Annotated in this window: 21 protein-coding genes and 1 tRNA gene; 10 read left to right on the forward strand and 12 right to left on the reverse strand. The window is 60.1% G+C overall.

Annotated elements, in window-relative coordinates; genetic code table 11:
* Positions 1–2: 2 nt before the first annotated feature.
* Positions 3–1,397 carry a glycoside-pentoside-hexuronide family transporter gene (locus FHW76_RS15390; protein WP_008806802.1) on the reverse strand — a complete coding sequence of 465 codons (1,395 nt, stop codon included), beginning with the start codon at positions 1,395–1,397 and terminating at the stop codon, positions 3–5.
* Positions 1,398–1,689: 292 nt separating this feature from the next.
* On the opposite strand from FHW76_RS15390, the gene FHW76_RS15395 reads away from it, so the two are divergent.
* The 4 genes from FHW76_RS15395 to FHW76_RS15410 all read left to right on the forward strand — a co-directional run bounded on the left by FHW76_RS15395 (position 1,690) and on the right by FHW76_RS15410 (position 3,832).
* Positions 1,690–1,784, forward strand: a tRNA-Sec gene (locus FHW76_RS15395).
* Between the two features lie 168 nt (positions 1,785–1,952).
* Positions 1,953–2,420: a DUF3237 domain-containing protein gene (locus FHW76_RS15400; RefSeq protein WP_012967039.1), complete on the forward strand. Its 468-nt coding sequence runs from the start codon at positions 1,953–1,955 to the stop codon at positions 2,418–2,420.
* 112 nt (positions 2,421–2,532) lie between these two features.
* On the forward strand, positions 2,533–3,540 hold the full coding sequence (locus FHW76_RS15405; protein WP_008806800.1) for a zinc-binding alcohol dehydrogenase family protein: 1,008 nt from the start codon (positions 2,533–2,535) through the stop codon (positions 3,538–3,540).
* Position 3,541: 1 nt separating this feature from the next.
* The gene (locus FHW76_RS15410; RefSeq protein ID WP_008806799.1) at positions 3,542–3,832 is read left to right on the forward strand and encodes a putative quinol monooxygenase; all 291 of its coding nucleotides are present in this window, start codon (positions 3,542–3,544) and stop codon (positions 3,830–3,832) included.
* 51 nt (positions 3,833–3,883) lie between these two features.
* On the opposite strand, the gene FHW76_RS15415 is transcribed toward FHW76_RS15410, so the two are convergent.
* Complete coding sequence (locus tag FHW76_RS15415; RefSeq protein ID WP_032731502.1) at positions 3,884–4,582, reverse strand: winged helix-turn-helix transcriptional regulator; 699 nt, start codon at positions 4,580–4,582, stop codon at positions 3,884–3,886.
* Between the two features lie 370 nt (positions 4,583–4,952).
* Here FHW76_RS15415 and FHW76_RS15420 point away from each other — a divergent pair, with 370 nt between their 5' ends.
* On the forward strand, positions 4,953–6,002 hold the full coding sequence (locus FHW76_RS15420; protein ID WP_022065263.1) for an NAD(P)-dependent alcohol dehydrogenase: 1,050 nt from the start codon (positions 4,953–4,955) through the stop codon (positions 6,000–6,002).
* Here the strand turns inward: FHW76_RS15420 and FHW76_RS15425 are convergent.
* Both FHW76_RS15425 and FHW76_RS15430 read right to left on the reverse strand, forming a co-directional pair.
* Positions 5,999–6,952 carry a GlxA family transcriptional regulator gene (locus tag FHW76_RS15425; RefSeq protein WP_023340844.1) on the reverse strand — a complete coding sequence of 318 codons (954 nt, stop codon included), beginning with the start codon at positions 6,950–6,952 and terminating at the stop codon, positions 5,999–6,001. The two genes, FHW76_RS15420 and FHW76_RS15425, sit on opposite strands and share 4 nt — an antisense overlap.
* Before the next feature lie 21 nt (positions 6,953–6,973).
* Positions 6,974–7,753: an MBL fold metallo-hydrolase gene (locus FHW76_RS15430; protein WP_032756052.1), complete on the reverse strand. Its 780-nt coding sequence runs from the start codon at positions 7,751–7,753 to the stop codon at positions 6,974–6,976.
* A 167-nt stretch (positions 7,754–7,920) separates the two neighbouring features.
* Between FHW76_RS15430 and FHW76_RS15435 the strand changes: the two genes are divergently transcribed.
* Positions 7,921–8,481, forward strand: coding sequence for an NUDIX domain-containing protein (locus tag FHW76_RS15435; protein WP_110218584.1), 561 nt, complete (start codon positions 7,921–7,923; stop codon positions 8,479–8,481).
* On the opposite strand, the gene FHW76_RS15440 is transcribed toward FHW76_RS15435, so the two are convergent.
* The 3 genes from FHW76_RS15440 to FHW76_RS15450 form a co-directional block, all read right to left on the reverse strand.
* Entirely contained in the window at positions 8,471–9,325 is an 855-nt protein-coding gene (locus tag FHW76_RS15440) for a DMT family transporter (RefSeq protein WP_002922972.1), read from the reverse strand. The genes FHW76_RS15435 and FHW76_RS15440 overlap by 11 nt on opposite strands.
* 24 nt (positions 9,326–9,349) lie before the next feature.
* A complete protein-coding gene (gene nlpA, locus FHW76_RS15445; RefSeq protein ID WP_183476816.1) occupies positions 9,350–10,159 on the reverse strand; it encodes a lipoprotein NlpA in 810 nt (269 codons plus the stop codon).
* Positions 10,160–10,286: 127 nt separating this feature from the next.
* Positions 10,287–11,192, reverse strand: a complete 906-nt coding sequence (locus tag FHW76_RS15450; protein ID WP_032731507.1) for an AraC family transcriptional regulator — start codon at positions 11,190–11,192, stop codon at positions 10,287–10,289.
* A 116-nt stretch (positions 11,193–11,308) separates the two neighbouring features.
* Here FHW76_RS15450 and FHW76_RS15455 point away from each other — a divergent pair, with 116 nt between their 5' ends.
* Positions 11,309–11,845, forward strand: coding sequence for a carboxymuconolactone decarboxylase family protein (locus FHW76_RS15455; RefSeq protein WP_008806790.1), 537 nt, complete (start codon positions 11,309–11,311; stop codon positions 11,843–11,845).
* Positions 11,846–11,864: 19 nt separating this feature from the next.
* Here FHW76_RS15455 and FHW76_RS15460 read toward each other — a convergent pair whose 3' ends face one another.
* Both FHW76_RS15460 and FHW76_RS15465 read right to left on the reverse strand, forming a co-directional pair.
* On the reverse strand, positions 11,865–12,335 hold the full coding sequence (locus tag FHW76_RS15460) for a nuclear transport factor 2 family protein (RefSeq protein WP_022065267.1): 471 nt from the start codon (positions 12,333–12,335) through the stop codon (positions 11,865–11,867).
* Positions 12,335–12,964, reverse strand: coding sequence for a pyridoxamine 5'-phosphate oxidase family protein (locus tag FHW76_RS15465; RefSeq protein WP_012540285.1), 630 nt, complete (start codon positions 12,962–12,964; stop codon positions 12,335–12,337). Before FHW76_RS15465 ends, FHW76_RS15460 begins: the two co-directional genes overlap by 1 nt.
* 38 nt (positions 12,965–13,002) lie before the next feature.
* On the opposite strand from FHW76_RS15465, the gene FHW76_RS15470 reads away from it, so the two are divergent.
* Entirely contained in the window at positions 13,003–13,974 is a 972-nt protein-coding gene (locus FHW76_RS15470) for a LysR family transcriptional regulator (RefSeq protein WP_165453586.1), read from the forward strand.
* Here FHW76_RS15470 and FHW76_RS15475 read toward each other — a convergent pair.
* Positions 13,971–15,464 (reverse strand): MDR family MFS transporter, encoded by a 1,494-nt coding sequence (locus FHW76_RS15475; protein ID WP_183476817.1) that lies wholly within the window; start codon positions 15,462–15,464, stop codon positions 13,971–13,973. The genes FHW76_RS15470 and FHW76_RS15475 overlap by 4 nt on opposite strands.
* An 80-nt stretch (positions 15,465–15,544) precedes the next feature.
* Here FHW76_RS15475 and FHW76_RS15480 point away from each other — a divergent pair, with 80 nt between their 5' ends.
* Positions 15,545–16,192, forward strand: a complete 648-nt coding sequence (locus tag FHW76_RS15480) for a TetR/AcrR family transcriptional regulator (RefSeq protein ID WP_008806785.1) — start codon at positions 15,545–15,547, stop codon at positions 16,190–16,192.
* 471 nt (positions 16,193–16,663) lie between these two features.
* On the opposite strand, the gene FHW76_RS15485 is transcribed toward FHW76_RS15480, so the two are convergent.
* Positions 16,664–17,080 (reverse strand): GNAT family N-acetyltransferase, encoded by a 417-nt coding sequence (locus FHW76_RS15485; RefSeq protein ID WP_008806784.1) that lies wholly within the window; start codon positions 17,078–17,080, stop codon positions 16,664–16,666.
* Here FHW76_RS15485 and FHW76_RS15490 point away from each other — a divergent pair.
* The gene (locus tag FHW76_RS15490; protein ID WP_012540280.1) at positions 17,055–17,171 is read left to right on the forward strand and encodes a hypothetical protein; all 117 of its coding nucleotides are present in this window, start codon (positions 17,055–17,057) and stop codon (positions 17,169–17,171) included. The two genes, FHW76_RS15485 and FHW76_RS15490, sit on opposite strands and share 26 nt — an antisense overlap.
* Here the strand turns inward: FHW76_RS15490 and FHW76_RS15495 are convergent.
* Positions 17,131–17,253: a hypothetical protein gene (locus tag FHW76_RS15495; protein ID WP_012540279.1), complete on the reverse strand. Its 123-nt coding sequence runs from the start codon at positions 17,251–17,253 to the stop codon at positions 17,131–17,133. The two genes, FHW76_RS15490 and FHW76_RS15495, sit on opposite strands and share 41 nt — an antisense overlap.
* Positions 17,254–17,452 lie beyond the last annotated feature (199 nt).

A 17,452-nucleotide genomic window follows, 5' to 3' on the forward strand; every position in this document is an offset into this window, starting at 1 on the left:
TCTTAGTTTTGCCATTCTTTATCGATCGGGGCTGCGGTGAAATCTTGTTCGTTGCGACGCGCGCCCTCGGCCAGCTCGGCCATCATTTTTTTCAGGAACGGCGTTTTCAGCGTGTAGTAGCGTTTGGCGATCACCGCGCTCAACAGGTAGCACACCGCCGGAACGAGGGTGAACAAGGCGATAATGATGGTGAGGGTGGCGCTGTTCTGGGTTTTAGCGGCGGCGTCATAGCCGCCGCCGGCCAGCATCCAGCCGATCAGCGCGCCGCCCAGCGCCAGCCCCAGCTTGAGCACAAACAGGGTGCCGGCGAAGCTGATGCCGGTCAGGCGTTTGCCGTTACACCATTCGCCGTAGTCGACGGTGTCGGACATCATCACCCACTGGATTGGCGTCACCAGCTGGTGCAGTACGCCAATGATGAAGATAAAGACGAACATGGTGATTTCGGCGTCCATCGGTACGAAGAACATCGCCACGCTGAGCACCGCCAGGAGGGCGTTGGTCCACCAGAAGACGCTGACTTTGCATTTCCAGTCGGTCAGCGGTTTCGCCAGCGCCGAGCCAATCAGGTTGCCGACGCAGTAGGTGGTGAGGAAGACGGTGAACAGCGCCGCCGAGCCCATGATCCAGGTGGTGTAGTACATCATCGCGCCGCCGCGAACGCAGACCGCGAGGATATTGAGGATGGTGAGCACGCCAACCACCCGCCACTGGTCATTGCGCCAGATATCGCGCAAGTCTTCACGCATCGAAGTGCTGCTCGGCGGCGCTTCGACACGCTCTTTGGTGGTGAAAAAACAGAAGGCCAGCATCAGGAAGGCGACCACCGAGAGCACCGCGATGCCGCCCTGGAAGCCGAGCGCTTTATCTTCGCCGCCGATAAAGTTGACCAGCGGCATCATCAGCACGGTGGAGAGCATGCCCCCCGCCGTCGCCAGCACGAAGCGCCAGGACTGCAGCGAGATGCGCTGCGTCGGGTTGTCGGTGATCACGCCGCCCAGCGCGCAGTAGGGGATATTCACCACGGTGTAGAGCAGGGTCAGCAGCGTGTAGGTCACGGCGGCGTAGATCAGCTTGCCGTTGTGGCTTAAATCCGGCGAGCTGTAGGCCAGCACGCAGACGAGGCCGAACGGGATAGCGCCGAAGAGGATCCACGGGCGGAACTTACCCCAGCGGCTACGGGTGCGGTCGGCAAGCAGGCCCATGCACGGGTCGGAAATCGCGTCCAGCGCGCGCGCCAGCAGGAACATGGTGCCGACAAAGCCGGCGGGGATACCGAAAATATCAGTGTAGAAAAACATCATGTACAACATGACGTTATCAAAAATAATGTGGCTGGCGGCATCACCCATGCCGTAACCAATTTTCTCTTTGACGGACAAAATGTGATCTTTCATATGCGCACTATTCCCTTAGCGGCACCGCGGATTGGTACCGGTTACGATTTTTGTAAACCTTTGCCGCAGTAAGATGAATTGCGATATCTCGTTATCAGATTACGTTTCTTGTTTTCTGTGATCGTGGTAGGGAATCAGGGAGTGAAAAAGTGTAACTCACGGATTTTGTGAGGATTTGTCCAGGACTGTTCTGTAAAGTCCAGTTTTAACAGTAAAAAAGTGCGTTTAGGTATGTGGTAAACGGCTGAAAGTAGCTATAATGCGCCCCGCCTCCATGTAGCAATCGAGGCGCGGAAGATCGTCATCTCCGGTGAGGTGGCTGGACTTCAAATCCAGTTGGGGCCGCCAGCGGTCCCGGGCAGGTTCAACTCCTGTGATCTTCCGCCAGTTTGCCTCTGCTCCCCCCAAAGCCACGCCATACCAACCTGAGCACCCCCAAACTCATCATCCCAGCCAATCATTTTCATCCAAACCCTGCGTTATTTTGTCTCTCGCAAACCCGTTACACTGGCGCGGTGGCCGCGTGCCGTTGCCAACCGAAACAGGAGAGCCATAATGACCCCCGAACTCAGACACTGTTTTTCCATTACCATCCAGGTTGATAAACCGATAATTGTCTCCCGCAGCCCGCAGACCGGTAAGCGCCAGCTGATCCCGATTATCGGCGGCAGCGTCTGCGGTCAGCTTCGCGGCCACGTGCTGCCCGGCGGCGTCGACAGCCAGATAATCGAACCCGACGGCACCTGCAGGCTGTCCGCCCGCTATGCCCTGCAGGTGGCGGAAGGGACCGTCTATGTGGAAAACAATGGCATCCGCCGGGTGCCGGCCCAGTATCATGACCAGCTATTCGCCGACGATATGCGCTTTTTTAGCGATATTCCGCCAGAAGCCATCTATTTTCGCACCGTTCCCTCCTTCGAGGTGGATACCCCCGCGCTCAGCTGGCTAACCACCTCGCTGTTTATCTGCGCCGGTGGCCGGACCCAGGATGGGGTAATGCTCGATTTCTATCAGGTGGGCTGATTTTCACTTTCTGCATATAACTGTTATTGCCGTTAGCCCGTTTTTCCCCTCCCGGCAGCGGTCTACTATCGCGTCATCTTTTCATTCACCCGAATCACAGACCAGAGCAGTTATGAAAGCTATCGCCATTACTCAAGCCGCCGCTGACGGCAACAACATCCCTTCTTTAACTGAGATCGACCTGCCGGTCCCCACCGCCCACGGGCGTGACCTGCTGGTCGCCGTGAAAGCCATCTCGGTCAATCCGGTAGACACCAAAGTGCGCGCCGGCTTCCAGGGCGACACACCGCGGGTGCTGGGCTGGGACGCCGTTGGCGTGGTGCAGTCCGTCGGTGAGGAGGTGACGTTGTTCGCCCCGGGTGATGAGGTCTGGTACGCCGGCGCGCTGGGCCGGGCCGGCAGCAACAGTGAATATCAGCTGGTGGACGAGCGCCTGGTGGCGCACAAACCGCGCACCCTCGATAACGCCGCTGCCGCCGCGCTGCCGTTGACGGCGATCACCGCCTGGGAGCTGCTGTTTCACCGTCTCGGCGTTAAGGAAGGCGGCAATGCGGGCGACACGCTGCTGATCGTCGGCGCGGCGGGCGGCGTGGGGTCAATCCTGACCCAGTTGGCCAGCAAACTGACCGCCATGACGGTGATCGGCACCGCCTCGCGTCCGGAGAGCCAGCAGTGGGTCCGCGAGGCGGGCGCGCACCATGTGATCGATCACAGCAAGCCGCTCGCCAACGAGCTGGCGCGCATTGGCATCAGCGCGGTGACCCATGTCGCCAGCCTGACCAACACCGAGCAGCACTTCAACGCGCTGATCGACGCCCTCGCCCCGCAGGGCAAGCTGGCGCTGATTGATGACCCGGAGACCCTCGACGTGGTGCCGCTGAAAGCGAAAAGCCTGTCCCTGCACTGGGAATTTATGTTCACCCGTTCAATGTTTGAGACGGATGATATGATCGCCCAGCATCAGTTGCTCACCCGCGTGGCGGCGCTGATCGACAGCCACACGATCAAAACCACCCTCGGCGAACACTACGGCGCCATCACCGCCGCCAATCTGCAGAAAGCGCATCGCCAGCTGGAAACCGGGCGTGCCGTCGGCAAGATTGTGCTCGAGGGGTTTTAAGATGATATCGCTTATCGCCGTGCTCAAGGCGAAACCGGGCCAGACGGACGCCCTGCGCCAGGCCCTGCAGGCGCTGCTCCTGCCGACAAGACAGGAGCCGGGCAATCTCGACTACGCCCTGTTTCAGCTGCGCGACGCGCCGGACACCTTCTACATGCGCGAGGCGTGGCAGGGACAGGACGCCCTCGATGCGCATGTCGCGATGCCCTATTTTCAGGCGTTTATGACGCAAATGGAGTCCCTGCTGGCTGAGCCGCTGCGGCTGGACTACCTGACGGCGATTGAGCCTTAGCAGGTTCGATTCACGAGGGGTGGGAAAATCACGCCCCTCCGCCGCACGGGCTTAAAAGTGGGCGGGAAGCGGGTGAGCAATGGTCCTCAGCACACCGCGATGGATCGTAATATAATCACCTTTACGCAGCTCCGACAGAATCGACATAATGCGGCTACGCGACAAGTTGGTACGGCGCTGAATAAAGCTCAGGACGTTGATTTGGCGACGATATGCCTCCGGATAGTCCGCCAGCTCTGTTAGCAGGGTTCGCACCATCAGGTAAGAATCCACCCCCATCATCTCCTGCGAACGCATGCTCAACACCATCAGCCGCTGCGCCAGAACATGGGCCATCTCCTGCCACAAGTTTTGCGCATTGAGGATCTCGACCGCGGCCTGATGCGCTATCCAGTGTCCGCGCAAATCTGTCTCAGCAAACAGAGAGCAGTGGTGTTTTTCCGGAATACCGTTAAAGACGCCGTAACCATCGATTAATCCCAATAGCGAAGGGGAAAATATCGTTGATATCACCATGTTGTTTTCCGCATGGCATAGCGAGGCAATCCCCTCTTCGAGCAGAATTAATCCGGATTCAGCCTGGATCGGCGGAAAACGATAATAGGTCGATCGCGGCAGCGCAAAGGGTGAGCTGGCGGGCAGGAACGCAGATAACAGGGATTCCACCGCGAATAACGGCTTTGTCTGTCTTCCGTAATAAAAAGACGGTAACGCCTGGTCGGTAGAGAGGCTGGCTGCAGGTATCGACATGGTTTTATGCCATCGGTCAGGTTGAAAAAGTGATTCGTTGAGAATCATAGTATCAACAGGTGAAATAACGAATAAAAGACAAGACGTTACGGGGATAAAAAGAGTGTAAGCATCATTATCTGCAATAACTATTTATCTTTATTCTACAGGAATAAATAATACTATTTGCCGTAAATACCTATAAGGCTTAGCGGCGATAAAGATAAGGCCACCTTATTATTTACTGCGCTGGCTAACGCCGCGCCTGAGGGTTTCTCAACCGCTTTCCCCCTCGCATCTCGGCCAGTCCAGGCTACGCTTATCGATGCCACTGACCACCCGCATTCCCCTCCCGTTCTATTGAGTCCATTCATCAAGAAGAGGTTTCGCTATGCTGATCAATGCTATTGGTACCTACTCCGCCAGCCAGCCGCTGGAATCAATGGCCATCACCCGCCGCGAGCCGGGGCCACAGGATGTACAGATCGCCATCGCTTACTGCGGCGTCTGCCACTCCGATCTCCACCAGGCGCGTTCGGAATGGGCGGGAACGCTCTATCCCTGCGTGCCGGGGCATGAAATTGTGGGTCGGGTGACCGCGGTCGGCAACGCCGTCTCGCGCTACGCCGTCGGCGATCTGGTGGGCGTCGGCTGCATGGTCGATAGCTGCCAACAGTGCGAAGAGTGCGCTGAGGGGCTGGAAAACTACTGCGACCACATGGTGCTGACCTATAACGGCCCGACCCAGGACGCGCCGGGCCACACTCTGGGCGGCTATTCCCAGCAGATCGTGGTCAAAGAACACTACGTGCTGCGGATAACCCATCCCGAAGCGCAGCTGGCCGCCGTCGCGCCGCTGCTGTGCGCCGGGATCACGACATACTCGCCGCTGCGCCACTGGCACGTCGGGCCGGGTAAAAAAGTCGGCGTGGTCGGCATCGGCGGCCTCGGGCATATGGGGATCAAGTTGGCCCACGCCATGGGGGCCCACGTGGTGGCCTTTACCACCTCCGAATCCAAGCGTAATGCGGCCAGAGCGCTGGGCGCCGATGACGTGGTGGTGTCGCGCAACGACGACGAAATGGCGGCCCACGTCAAAAGCTTCGATTTTATCCTCAACACCGTGGCGGCGCCGCACAATCTCGATGCCTTCACCACGCTGCTGAAACGCGATGGCACCATGACCCTCGTAGGCGCTCCGGCCACGCCGCATCCGTCGCCGGAAGTGTTCAATCTGATCTTCCGCCGCCGGTCGATTGCCGGCTCGATGATCGGCGGTATCCCGGAAACCCAGGAGATGCTCGACTTCTGCGCCGAACACGGCATCGTCGCCGATATCGAGCTGATCCGCGGCGATGAGATCAACGAAGCCTGGGAAAGAATGGTCAAGGGTGACGTGAAATACCGCTTCGTGATCGACAGTGCGACCCTCGCCGGCTAAGCGCCGCGACGAAAGGTGCGCCGCCATTCCGTCGGGCTGACGCCAAAGCGCGCTTTAAACTGCTGGCGCCAGGTGACCGCTGAAAGATAGCCCACCGCCTCCGCCACCTGCTCGACCGGCAGATCGCCCGCCTCAAGCAGACTCTGGCTGCGGCGCAGACGTTCGGCGGTCAGCCAGTCGGTAATGCTCATCCCGGTCGCCCTGGCGAAGTGGCGGGTCAGGGTACGGCGGCTCATCGCCACCACCCGGGCCAGCGAATCGAGACTGTGCGGCTCGGCAATATGCTGCTGCAGATAATCCAGCAGGCAGTTAATCCGTGCATCGCGGGTGTTTTTCGGCACCGGCTGAGCGATAAACTGCGCCTGGCCGCCCTCGCGGTGCGGCGAAACAATCATCCGCCGGGCGATCTGGTTGGCCGCGAGGCTGCCGAAACGCTGGCGGATGAGATACAGACAGCAGTCCAGCGCCGCCGCGGTGCCCGCCGAGGTGATCACTCGCTGGTCATCGACATACAGGGCATTGATATCCAGTTGCACCTGCGGAAACCGGCGCTGGAAATCCTGCTCGAACTCCCAGTGGGTCGCCGCTCGCCTGCCGTCCAGCAGCCCGGCGTAGCCGAGGACAAACGCGCCGAGACACAGGCCGACGATTTCCGCGCCGTTATCCCGCGCCCGCACCAGGCTATCAAGCAGTGCCTGCGGCGGACGCCGATCGACCTCGCCCCAGTAAGGCACCACCACGATATCCGCCTGTTCCAGCGCGGCGAAATCGCCGGTGGCGTACAGCGCAAAACCATCGCGGGCGCGCAGCAGCCCCGGCCGCTCGGCGCAAATGTGCAGATGAAAGCGTTTGATTTCAGAGACCGAATCGCCAAACAGCATGCAGGGGACGGCGTAGTGAAACGGGCTAAAGCCCTCTACAGCGACAATCGCCACGTCGGTGAGTTTCATCGTCCTTTCCCCTTGCGCATGTTAATAAACCACGGTTTCCCCATCCTGCGGGATACTCACCACATCGGCAATCTGATTATCCACCGCATACTGGCGCATCTCTTCCCGGCTCACCAGACAGTGGTTGACCGCCTCGAGGTGGATAGCCATGATTTTCGCTTCCGGCAGGGCGAAGTGCACGTTCAGGAGATCTTCCTTGCCCATGATTATCGGGCCAAAGCCGATGACGTGGGCGTAGCCGGCGTTGAGGACCACCACGTCCGGGCGCAGCTTCAGCAGGTCGGCTGCAATGTCATCACGCCAGATGGTATCCCCCATCAGCCACAGCGTCTTCTCCTGCGGATGGCGAAACACCACGCCGCAGGCTTCTCCCAGGCGCTCAGCCATCGCCGGCACCGCGTAGGTACGGTCGCTGCCGTGTTGGCCGGAGGTGGTTTTCTGCAGGCGCACGCCGGCAAATTCGCTGTCTGCCGACAGCAGGCGCAGATCCTGAAATCCCTGGCTGCGCAGCAGCGCGGCGTCGGCCTCATGCTGGACGAACACCGGCAGGGTTTTCGGGATCGCGGCGATCGCCGCCGCGTCCCAGTGATCGTCATGGGTATGGGTGACGATCACCGCATCAACGTCGATAATTTTATCGCGGGAAAACGGCAGCTCAACCAGCGGATTGCGCAGCTCGCTGCGCGCAGTGCCAGGAAAACCTGGCCAGGCGCCCTTGTCAGCCAGCATCGGGTCGATGAGAAATCTTTTCCCGGCGTAGTCAATCCTCTGGGTCGCATTACGGATGTGGGTGATGTTCATGTTGGTGTTCCTCAGTGGGGTCATCTGACGAACATCGTACTGAGTACTAGCCTGGCTCAACAGGGGCATTTGGACAATGATCGATGAAATCGGGCCAACCTGCGGCAGTTGCCATCCGCCTCCGGCTATGTTGTTCTTAAGGCTCAATTTTTGACAGGAGTGGCAGGATGAAAAAGAAACTGACCGCCGCCGATATGCACGACCCGCAGGTCATCGCCGAGACGCCGTGGTTCAGCATGTGTAAGGTGGGGATTGATGTCGCCTCCGGCGAGCGCCGCGACTTTTATTCCATTCATTACCCGCGCCCGGCGGTGGGGATTGTGGCTATCCAGGATGAGAAAGTACTGCTGATTCGCCACTACCGCTATCTGATCGATCAGGTGGTGTGGGCCATTCCCTCTGGCGGCGTCGATGAAGGGGAAGATCCGGCGGTCGCCGCGCTGCGCGAGCTGCGGGAAGAGACCGGCTGGCAGGCGCAACGCGTCGAGGAGATCATTCGCTTCAACCCCTCCTACGGCAGCAGCGATCAGCTGTTTATCACCTGGCTGGCTACCGACTTACGCTGGGTGGGCATGGATGCAGATCAGGATGAGGTGATGGAGACCGGCTGGTTTACCTTCGACGAGATAAACCAGCTGATCGCCTGCGGCGAGATGCCGGATGGGCTGTCGCTGGTGCCGCTGCTGCAGCTGATGGCGCAGCGGCGAAGCGGCCCGCTTACGGCTTAAGCATCCGCCAGCGGAACCACAGCTGGGCCACCAGGATCAGCACGCCGCCGATAATCTTCTGCAGCGGCAGCTGTTCGCCGTACCACAGCGCGGCGGCAATGACCGTCAGCAGCGGTTCGAGCACCATGATGATCGCCGCGCTGGCCACCGCCGCGTACTTCTGCCCCTTCATCTGCAGACCGAAGCGCAGGCTGGTGGCGATGACAATGCTGGCCACCAGCCAGCCGAGAGTCGGCAGGGTCATCGGCTGGTCCCAGCGTTCAACGGCAGCGGAGATGGTCAACCCGACGATACCGGTGATCGCCAGCTGCACGGTGGTCAGGGGGATCAGCGGTACTTCACGCGCGCAGCGGCTGGTGTAACAGAACCAGATCGACTGCACCAGCGCCGTCAGCAAAAACCAGCCCTGGCTGGGGTGGAAGGCTATCGGCATATGCAGACTGAGCAGCCCCAGGCCTACCACCGCGATCGGCAGGCACTCCCACCAGGCGCGAGGCGGGCGCACCTTCATCATCACCCACGCGGTTAGCGGGACGAACATCATCGACAGGCTCATGATAAACGCCCCTTCGCCGAGCGACGCCGTCGTGGAGACCGAATAGATCCACAGGCAGAGGTTGAGCGCAAACCAGAGTCCGCTGATGATGAGTTTTGGCCAGTGCTGCTTTTGCGGGCGAAAACCGCGGCAGAACGGCAGCAGAAGCAGCGCGGCGAAGAAAAAGCGCAGCCCAAGGAACGCGAATACCGGCATGCCGGCGATCGCCTCGCGGGAAAAAATCCAGCCGCAGGCGGCAATCACCGTCGCGGCAATCAGCAGCAGGTCAGCCTGCCGTTGGCGTACCATACGCGCCTCTCCCTGTGTGTAGGCTTACCAGCCCGGCACCGCGCCGCCGTTGAAGATAGTCTCTGCCGCCTTCGCCACCTCCGGCGACTGGTACGACTGCATAAACTCCTTTACGTTTTCCGCGTCTTTATTGTCTTCCCGGGTCACGATGATGTTCACGTAGGGCGAGTTTTTATCTTCGATAAAGATGCCGTCACGAACCGGCGACAGCCCGGTTTGCTGCAGGTAGGTGGTGCTGATGATAGCCACGTCGACTTTGGGATCGTCGAGCACGCGCGGCAGTTGCGCCCCTTCCAGCTCCATAATTTTCAGGTTACGCGGGTTATCGGTGATATCCACCGCCGTCGGCAGCAGGCCGGTCCCGGCTTTGAGGGAAATCAGCTTCTCTTTTTGCAGCAGCAGCAGCGCCCGCCCGAGATTGGTCGGGTCGTTGGGGATGGCGATCGTCGCGCCGTCTTGCAGTTCGGCGACTGACTTGATCTTGCGCGAATAGCCGGCCATCGGGAAGACGAAGGTATTGCCGACCGCCACCAGATGATAGTTATGCGCTTTGTTGTCCTGCTCAAGGAAAGGCCGATGCTGGAAGACGTTGGCGTCCAGATCGCCGGCGTTGGTCGATTCGTTAGGCAGCAGCGAGCCGCTGAATCCCACCAGTTCGACGTCCAGACCGTACTTCTCTTTGGCCACCTTCTTCGCCACTTCCGCCACATCCTGCTCGGCGCCGTTAATCACGCCGACCTTAATGTGCTTCGCTTCATTACCCTTTTGGTCGCAGCCGACCAGCGCCAGACCCGCCAGCATCACTGCGGCGGCGGCCCGTAAACGTAATCTCATCCTCTTCACCCTGTCTGTCCTGACTGTCATTGTTTTTTTCGTGCAAAACTATAGCGACTTTCGGGTCGGGTAATAAACAGCAAACCACGCAACTGGAAATAAAATCATCTTCGCGAAACGCGAGGCGCTAGCCCCGTCGCCACTCACCCGGCGTCACGCCATAGCGCATTTTGAAGCGCTTCGAGAAGGACGCCAGCGACTGAAAGCCGCAGCGTTCGGCAATGACCTCGAGGTTGGTCTGACGCTCCAGGCGCAGCAGCCGGGCGGCCAGCGCCATTCGCAGCTGCGACAGCCACGCCTGCGGCGTCAGGTGATAAACGCGGGCAAAATGACGGGCAAAGGTGGCCCGCGAAAGAAAGGCACGGGCGGCCATGGTTTCCAGCGTCCACGGCTGCTCCGGGGTCGCCATCACCGCCAGCACCGCCGGCATCAGGCGTTCATCGCTCATCAGACGCAGCAGTCCACCGGGCGGCTGTTGCTCACCAAGCAGCATGCGCAGCAGGAGCACCAGCAGCGTATCGCCGAGGCTGCGCACGATAGCGCTGCCGCCGGGACGCTGCGCCAGGCTCTCGCGCACCAGTATATTAAGCAGCGCGTCCAGCTCCGGGCAGTCTTCACGCGCATCGGTATGGAGATGGATCAGCGTCGATGCTTCACTGAACAGCCAGCTGACGTGCGGACCAAAATAGAATTCGCCGCACAGCATCTCCAGCGCCCCCTCCGCCGGGCCGACGCGCATTTCCGTCACCGTGCCGTTAAACCGGTGCGCTACCGGCAGCACCTGGCCCCACTCCACCAGGCTCTCCATCAGATGCGGCGAACCGTACGGCAGGAGGACCACATCTCCCGCGCGCAGGTGATGAGTCTGGCCGCCGACGTTGAGCCGCCCCTCGCCGCGCAGCACCACGTGCCAGGGCACCACGCCGCTGCGCATTTGCTGGTGCCCGGCCTGCCAGCGGCCGCCGAAGCGACAGTGCAGGTTCACTTCGCAGCGCGGCGCCAGCAGCGCCAGCAGATGACTGAGACTGTCCATGCTTCTCCTGAGACGATAAGACAAAAAGGTGAGACGAAGACCGCCAGTCTAGCATGCGGCAAGCGCCTAAGATGACCCCATTGCCAACACACCCTCGATAACAACAGGAGTTAACCATGAGCCGTTTAGCTGATATCCGTGAACAAGACGCCACCGGCAAAGCCGCCGATATTTTCGCCGGGATCAAAAAAGCGATGGGCAAAGTGCCGAACGCCTATCTCACCATCGGCGGCCACTCGCCGGCAGCACTGCAGCAGGCGCTGGCGCACAATGCGATGCTCCATAAAGGCAGCCTCAGCGCCCAACAGCTGGAAGCGATTAATCTGTCGGTCAGCGAAGCCACCGGCTGTGACTACTGTCTGGCCGCGCATACCCTGATGGCGAAAAAAGCCGGCTTCAGCAGCGAACAAATCCACGCCCTGCGCCGCGGGGAGTATGCGGAAGAGGCGCAGCTTGATGCGCTGGTGAAATTCGCGCAGACCCTGGTGACCACCACCGGTACGCTGCCGGAAGCCGACGTCGCCGCGCTGCGCAACGCCGGTTTTAGCGACCAGCAGGTGATTGAGATCATCAGCGCCGTCAGCGCCATCCTGTTCACCAACATGGTGAACCGGGTTAACGACACGGTGGTCGACTTCCCGAAAGCCGATTAACCCGTCGTCGCGCGCCTGTTTACAGTCCCAATTCGCTTAGCCCCGGATGATCGTCCGGGCGGCGCCCCTGGGGCCAGTGGAACAGGCGCTCGCTTTCGGCGATCGGCAGGTCGTTGATGCAGGCGTAGCGCGTCTGCATCAGCCCGTGCTTATCAAACTCCCAGTTCTCATTGCCATACGAGCGAAACCAGTTGCCGCTGTCGTCGCACCACTCATAGGCGAAGCGCACGGCAATGCGATTCTCCTGCCATGCCCACAGCTCCTTAATCAGCCGGTATTGCTGCTCCTTGCGCCATTTTCGCTGCAGGAACTCAACAATTTGCCCCCTGCCGTGGACAAATTCGCTGCGGTTGCGCCATTCGCTATCCACGGTGTAGGCCAGAGCGACTTTTTCGGCATCGCGACTGTTCCAGCCATCTTCCGCGGCGCGGACCTTCTGGATAGCGCTGTCGCGGGTAAACGGCGGGAATGGGGGACGTTGCTCATTCATCAGGAGTCTCCTTTTGAGGCTAATTGCTGCTGCAGGCGCTGATTCTCCTGCTCCAGGTCATGAATACGTTGCTGCAGGTTCTGGCTGTACTCCGCCACCTGCTGCGCGCTGTAGCGCGGCGTAATGTGCTGCGGGCAGTTCCAGTCAAACGCCTGCAAATGAAAAAGAAACAGACGTTCAATGCGGGCGCGATAGTTGGCCGGCGCCACCTGCGCCAGCAGCTGCGGATGGTCCTCTGCCGCCAGGACCTCGACGGTGGCGTAGATTTTCAGCCTGGCACGGCGCGGATAATCCATCAAAAACAGGCAGGCCCGGTCGCTGCCGCGCAGATTGCCGGTAGTGATGTACTGGCGGTTACCGCCGAAATCGGCCATCGCCAGGGTAGTGTCATCCAGCAGATGCAGAAACCCCGGCGGGCCGCCGCGATGCTGAATGTAGGGCCAGCCGCTCTGCGACACCGTCGCCAGATAAAAGCTGTCGCGGGTGGCGATCATCCCCGCTTCGCTGTCGCCGAAGCGGTCGGCCTGGCGGCGACTGTGCGGCGTTTGCCACAGCGAGTCGCTGCCCATTTCATGCTGCACATCCATCACGTCCGGGGTGATGGCGATATCGAGAAAGGTTGCTGCCATAGCGCCTCCTGTTGTCTGGCGCCATCATGGACTGTACTGTGAAGAATGATAATACGGGTAAAGTGGCAATCATCTTTCCGAAAAACGGGAGAATAATGGATCGATTAAGCGCGATGGCGCTGCTGGTGAAAGTGACCGAGCTGGGGAGCATGTCGGCGGCGGCGCGGGCGCTGAATATGCCGTTGACCACCGTCAGCCGCCATATTGGTGAACTGGAGAGCGCGCTGGGCGTGCGCCTGCTGGCGCGAACCACCCGCAAACTGACGCTCACCGACGCCGGGGTCGATTATGTTGCCGCCGCGCAGCGGATCCTTGAGGAGGTGGAAAACGCCGAACGCCAGGCGACGGGCGAATATCAGGAGCCAAAGGGTGAGCTGGTGATCTCCGCGCCGACGATGTTTGGACGCCAGCACGTTCTTCCGGTAATCAGTGAATTTATCGCCCGCTACCCGCTAATTCGCGTCCGTTTGCTGCTCAGCGATCGCAATGCCGACCTGGTGAGCGACCATGTCGATCTGGCGGTGCGGATTGGCGACCTGGCGGACAGCAGCATGGTGGCCACCCGCCTCGGCACCATGCGGATTGTGGCCTGCGCCCATCCGGCGCTGCTGGCGAAATACGGCGAGCCGCAGCGGCCGCGCGATCTGGCGGCGCTGCCGATCATCCGCATTGAATCGCCGATGCCCTATCGCGGCTGGCGCTTTCGCGCCGCTGAGCGCGAGGACCAGCTGATTAACCTGCCGCCGGTGCTATCCGTCACCACGCCAGAGAGCGCCGCCGATGCTGCGCGCCTGGGGGTGGGGGTGGCCCGCTTACTGCATTATCAGGCGCTGGATGGCCTGCGCCACGGGGAGCTCCGTCTGCTGCTGGAAAGCGTCGAGCCCGCCCCCGCGCCGGTCCATTTGCTGTATACCGCGCGGGATCTGGCGCCGCTTAAGCTGCGGAAATTTATCGATTTTGCCGCGCCGGCGCTGCGTCAGGCACTGCTGCGCATCGCCGGGGCCGCTTAATGCGTCGCGGTCTTCAGCGGTGCCTCCTTTAACAGCCAGGAGAGGACAAACGCCACCGCCATAATGCCGGCCGCCATCAGGAACGCCGCGTGGATCGCCGCGCCGAAGGCGTCGAGGTAGTCGAGGCGGATATCCGCGGGCAGGTGCTGAACCGCCACTGGATTCATTCCCGGCGGCAGCACCGCGCCTTCCGGCAACAGCTTTTGCAGGTTGCTCTGCAGCACGTGCGTGAACACCGCGCCAAACAGCGCCACGCCGATCGAGCCACCAATCGAGCGGAACAGGGTCACGCCGGAGGTGGCGACGCCGTACATCTGCGCCGGCATCGCATTCTGCACCGCCAGGACCAGCACCTGCATCACCAGCCCCAGACCCGCCCCCAGCACGCCGGTAAACAGGTACAGCTGCCACAGCGGCGAGTGAATGGTGATGCGGGTCAGCAGTACCATGCCGGTCACGCCGAGCAGGGTGCCGAGGATCGGAAACAGGCGATATTTACCGGTACGGCTGATAATCCGCCCGCTGATAATCGAGGTCAGCAGCAGGCCGCCCATCAGAGGGATCAGCTGCAGCCCGGCCTCGGTGGGCGTCGCCTCCTTCACCACCTGCAGATAGAGCGGCAGGAAGGTGACTGACCCGAACAGCGACATGCCGATGACGAAGCCGATCAGGCTGCACAGCAGGAAGCTGCGGTTGCGGAACAGCGCCAGCGGAATAATCGGCTCGGCGGCCATCCGTTCTTCGTAAATAAAGCCGATGATCCCCACGATGCCGAAGGCCAGAATGCACCACAGCTGCTGGTCATTCCACGCATGGACGCTACCCCCTTCCGAGGTAAACAGGATGATGCACAATAGCGCCATGCTGAGGTAAATCGCCCCCAGCCAGTCAATCTGATGCTGGCTGCGTTTATTGCTGCTGTGGAATACCGCGCCGATCACCAGCAGCGCGAACAGGCCGAGCGGCAGGTTGATATAGAAGATCCAGCGCCAGGAGGCGTGCTGCACCAGAAAACCGCCGATCAGCGGGCCGATCACCGTCGCGAGGCCAAAAACGCCGCCGAACAGCCCCTGATAGCGGCCACGATTGGCGGGTGGGATGACGTCGGCGACCGCCGCCATGCTGATCACCATCAGGCCGCCGCCGCCGAGCCCCTGCAGGCCGCGCATCAGCACCAGCTGGGTCATGTTCTGCGCCAGCCCGCAGAGCGCAGAGCCGACGAGAAACAGCCCAATCGCCACCTGTAGCACGATTTTGCGACCGAACAGATCGCCGAATTTCCCGTACAGCGGCACCGCGATGGTGGAGCTGAGAATATAGGCCGTGACCACCCAGGAAAGCTTGTCCAGCCCGCCCAGTTCGCCGACAATCGTCGGCAGCGCGGTGGAGACAATGGTCTGATCCAACGCCGAGAGCAACATCACCAACAGCAATGCGCTGAACAGCAGGCGTATCGACTGCACCGGTGGGTTAGCGACTTCAGAAGTCATTACAACGCTCGCTTGAAATTAATTAAATGCATAATTAATATTTAGTGAAAGAATGAGTCGGGTCAAGAGATCGCCATACCATGACAGCACAAAAGGATCAGGATGCACCCCGCCGCCCGGGTCGGCCGCGCGGTAAAAAACCGGGTACCGCCAACCGCGAACAGCTGATGGACATTGCCCTGACGCTGTTTGCCCGCGACGGGACGGCTCGCGTATCGTTGAACGCCATCGCCAAAGAGGCCGGGGTGACGCCAGCGATGCTGCATTACTATTTCAGCTCCCGGGAAGCGCTGGTGACCCAGCTGATTGAGGAGCGCTTTATGCCGCTGCGCAATCACATCAGCCGCATTTTTGTCGATCATCCGCAGGATCCGGTGCTGGCGCTGACGATGATGGTCGAGACGCTGGCGCATATGGCGGAGAAAAACGCCTGGTTCGCGCCGCTGTGGATGCAGGAGATCATCGGCGAGATGCCGATCCTGCGTCAGCATATGGATGCCCGCTTCGGCGAGGAGCGTTTTCAGGTGATGCTGGAGACGGTGCGTCGCTGGCAGCTGGAGGGCAAGATCAATCCGGCGCTGTCGCCGGAGCTGCTGTTTACCACGGTGATTAGCCTGGTGCTGGTGCCATTTTCACGCATTCACAGCGATCCGCGTTTACAGGCGGTCAACCGCCAGACCATCATCAGCCACGCGCTGGCGTTAATGGGCCACGGCGTCGGAGGTTAAGGCGTGGTTTTGACGCTTTTGTAGCCCGGATAAGGCGCCACGCGCCGCCATCCGGGAGTTTCCCTGCTCGCGCTACGCTTAGCAGGGCTACAACTTCTATGTTAATTCCCGGCAGATTGCGCTCCCGGTTGATCTTCTGCGTTATGTCTCTTATGCCGCAGGGAGCGCACAGGGGGCGGCCAGTCGCCGCCGCCCCCTGTACCCCCGGGCTCCGGCCAGCACCGGCAGTTTCAGTCGCGCATGTGGTTAAATTAACAACAGGTCGCACGAACCCCAGGACGGGTAAGGCGACAGCCGCCACCCGGCAAGAATACTGGTGCCGTGCCTGATATCCTGCCCGGCGGCGCTGCGCTTGCCGGTCCTGGGTGGGGCGAAACGACGGGAGGACTGCGTAGGCCGGATAAGGCATTTATGCCGCCATCCGGCACAACCACAGGTAGGGTACCTGACCGCCCGGGGATACCACTACCGTTACAGCGCCTTCGACAAATAGTGGCGCTGCATGCCTGCGTGGGGGAAGTCGGGCAGCGACATCTGCAGCTGATAGCCTAATTTCTGATAAAACGGCAGCGCCTGGAAGCTAAAGGTATCCACCAGCAGATGGCTGCAGCCTAGCGCCTGCGCCTGCTGTTCCGCCTCCTGCATCAGCTCGCTCCCCAGCCCGCGCCCGCGCGTCGCCTCGCTAACCCACAGATACTCAATGCACAGCCAGTTGCCCTTGCGTTTGGCAATCAGCCCGCCCTGCATCACCCCTTGCGCATCGCGGGAGTAAACCCCCAGATCGCCAAACTGCGCCGCATCGAGATACTGCTGATTATACTGCCGCAGACCGGCAAACAATTCTTGTTGATCGTCGGGATTAATGCTTTTTGTAATGATTAGCGTCATTAACTATCTCCAGTATCGCGATGCCGAATGGTTATTTTCCCTCTCCACTTTCACAAAATATTCTTATTTTCTCCATGATTATTTGCCTTAATTTTTTGCGTTCTAAAAGTAAGCAAAAAAACCTTTCCATTATCGCGACGGATCGTATAATGGATAAAAATGAGAATGATCATTCTCACCAAAAGACCAGAGGAGATGCGCTTTTCACCTCCTGAAGACCGAAGAGGTTGGCTTCAACGGAGACACAATAACAATCACGTTCAGGAACATCTGTGTTCCTTTTTTGTCATTTTCGCTCACCCGAAAATGCCTCAGCGCCCAACCTATTCCCTCGTTTTTAAATAAACGGGGCGGACGTCTTATATCTTGAGA

Source organism: Klebsiella sp. RC2 (assembly GCF_014192815.1).
GTDB lineage: Bacteria > Pseudomonadota > Gammaproteobacteria > Enterobacterales > Enterobacteriaceae > Klebsiella > Klebsiella variicola.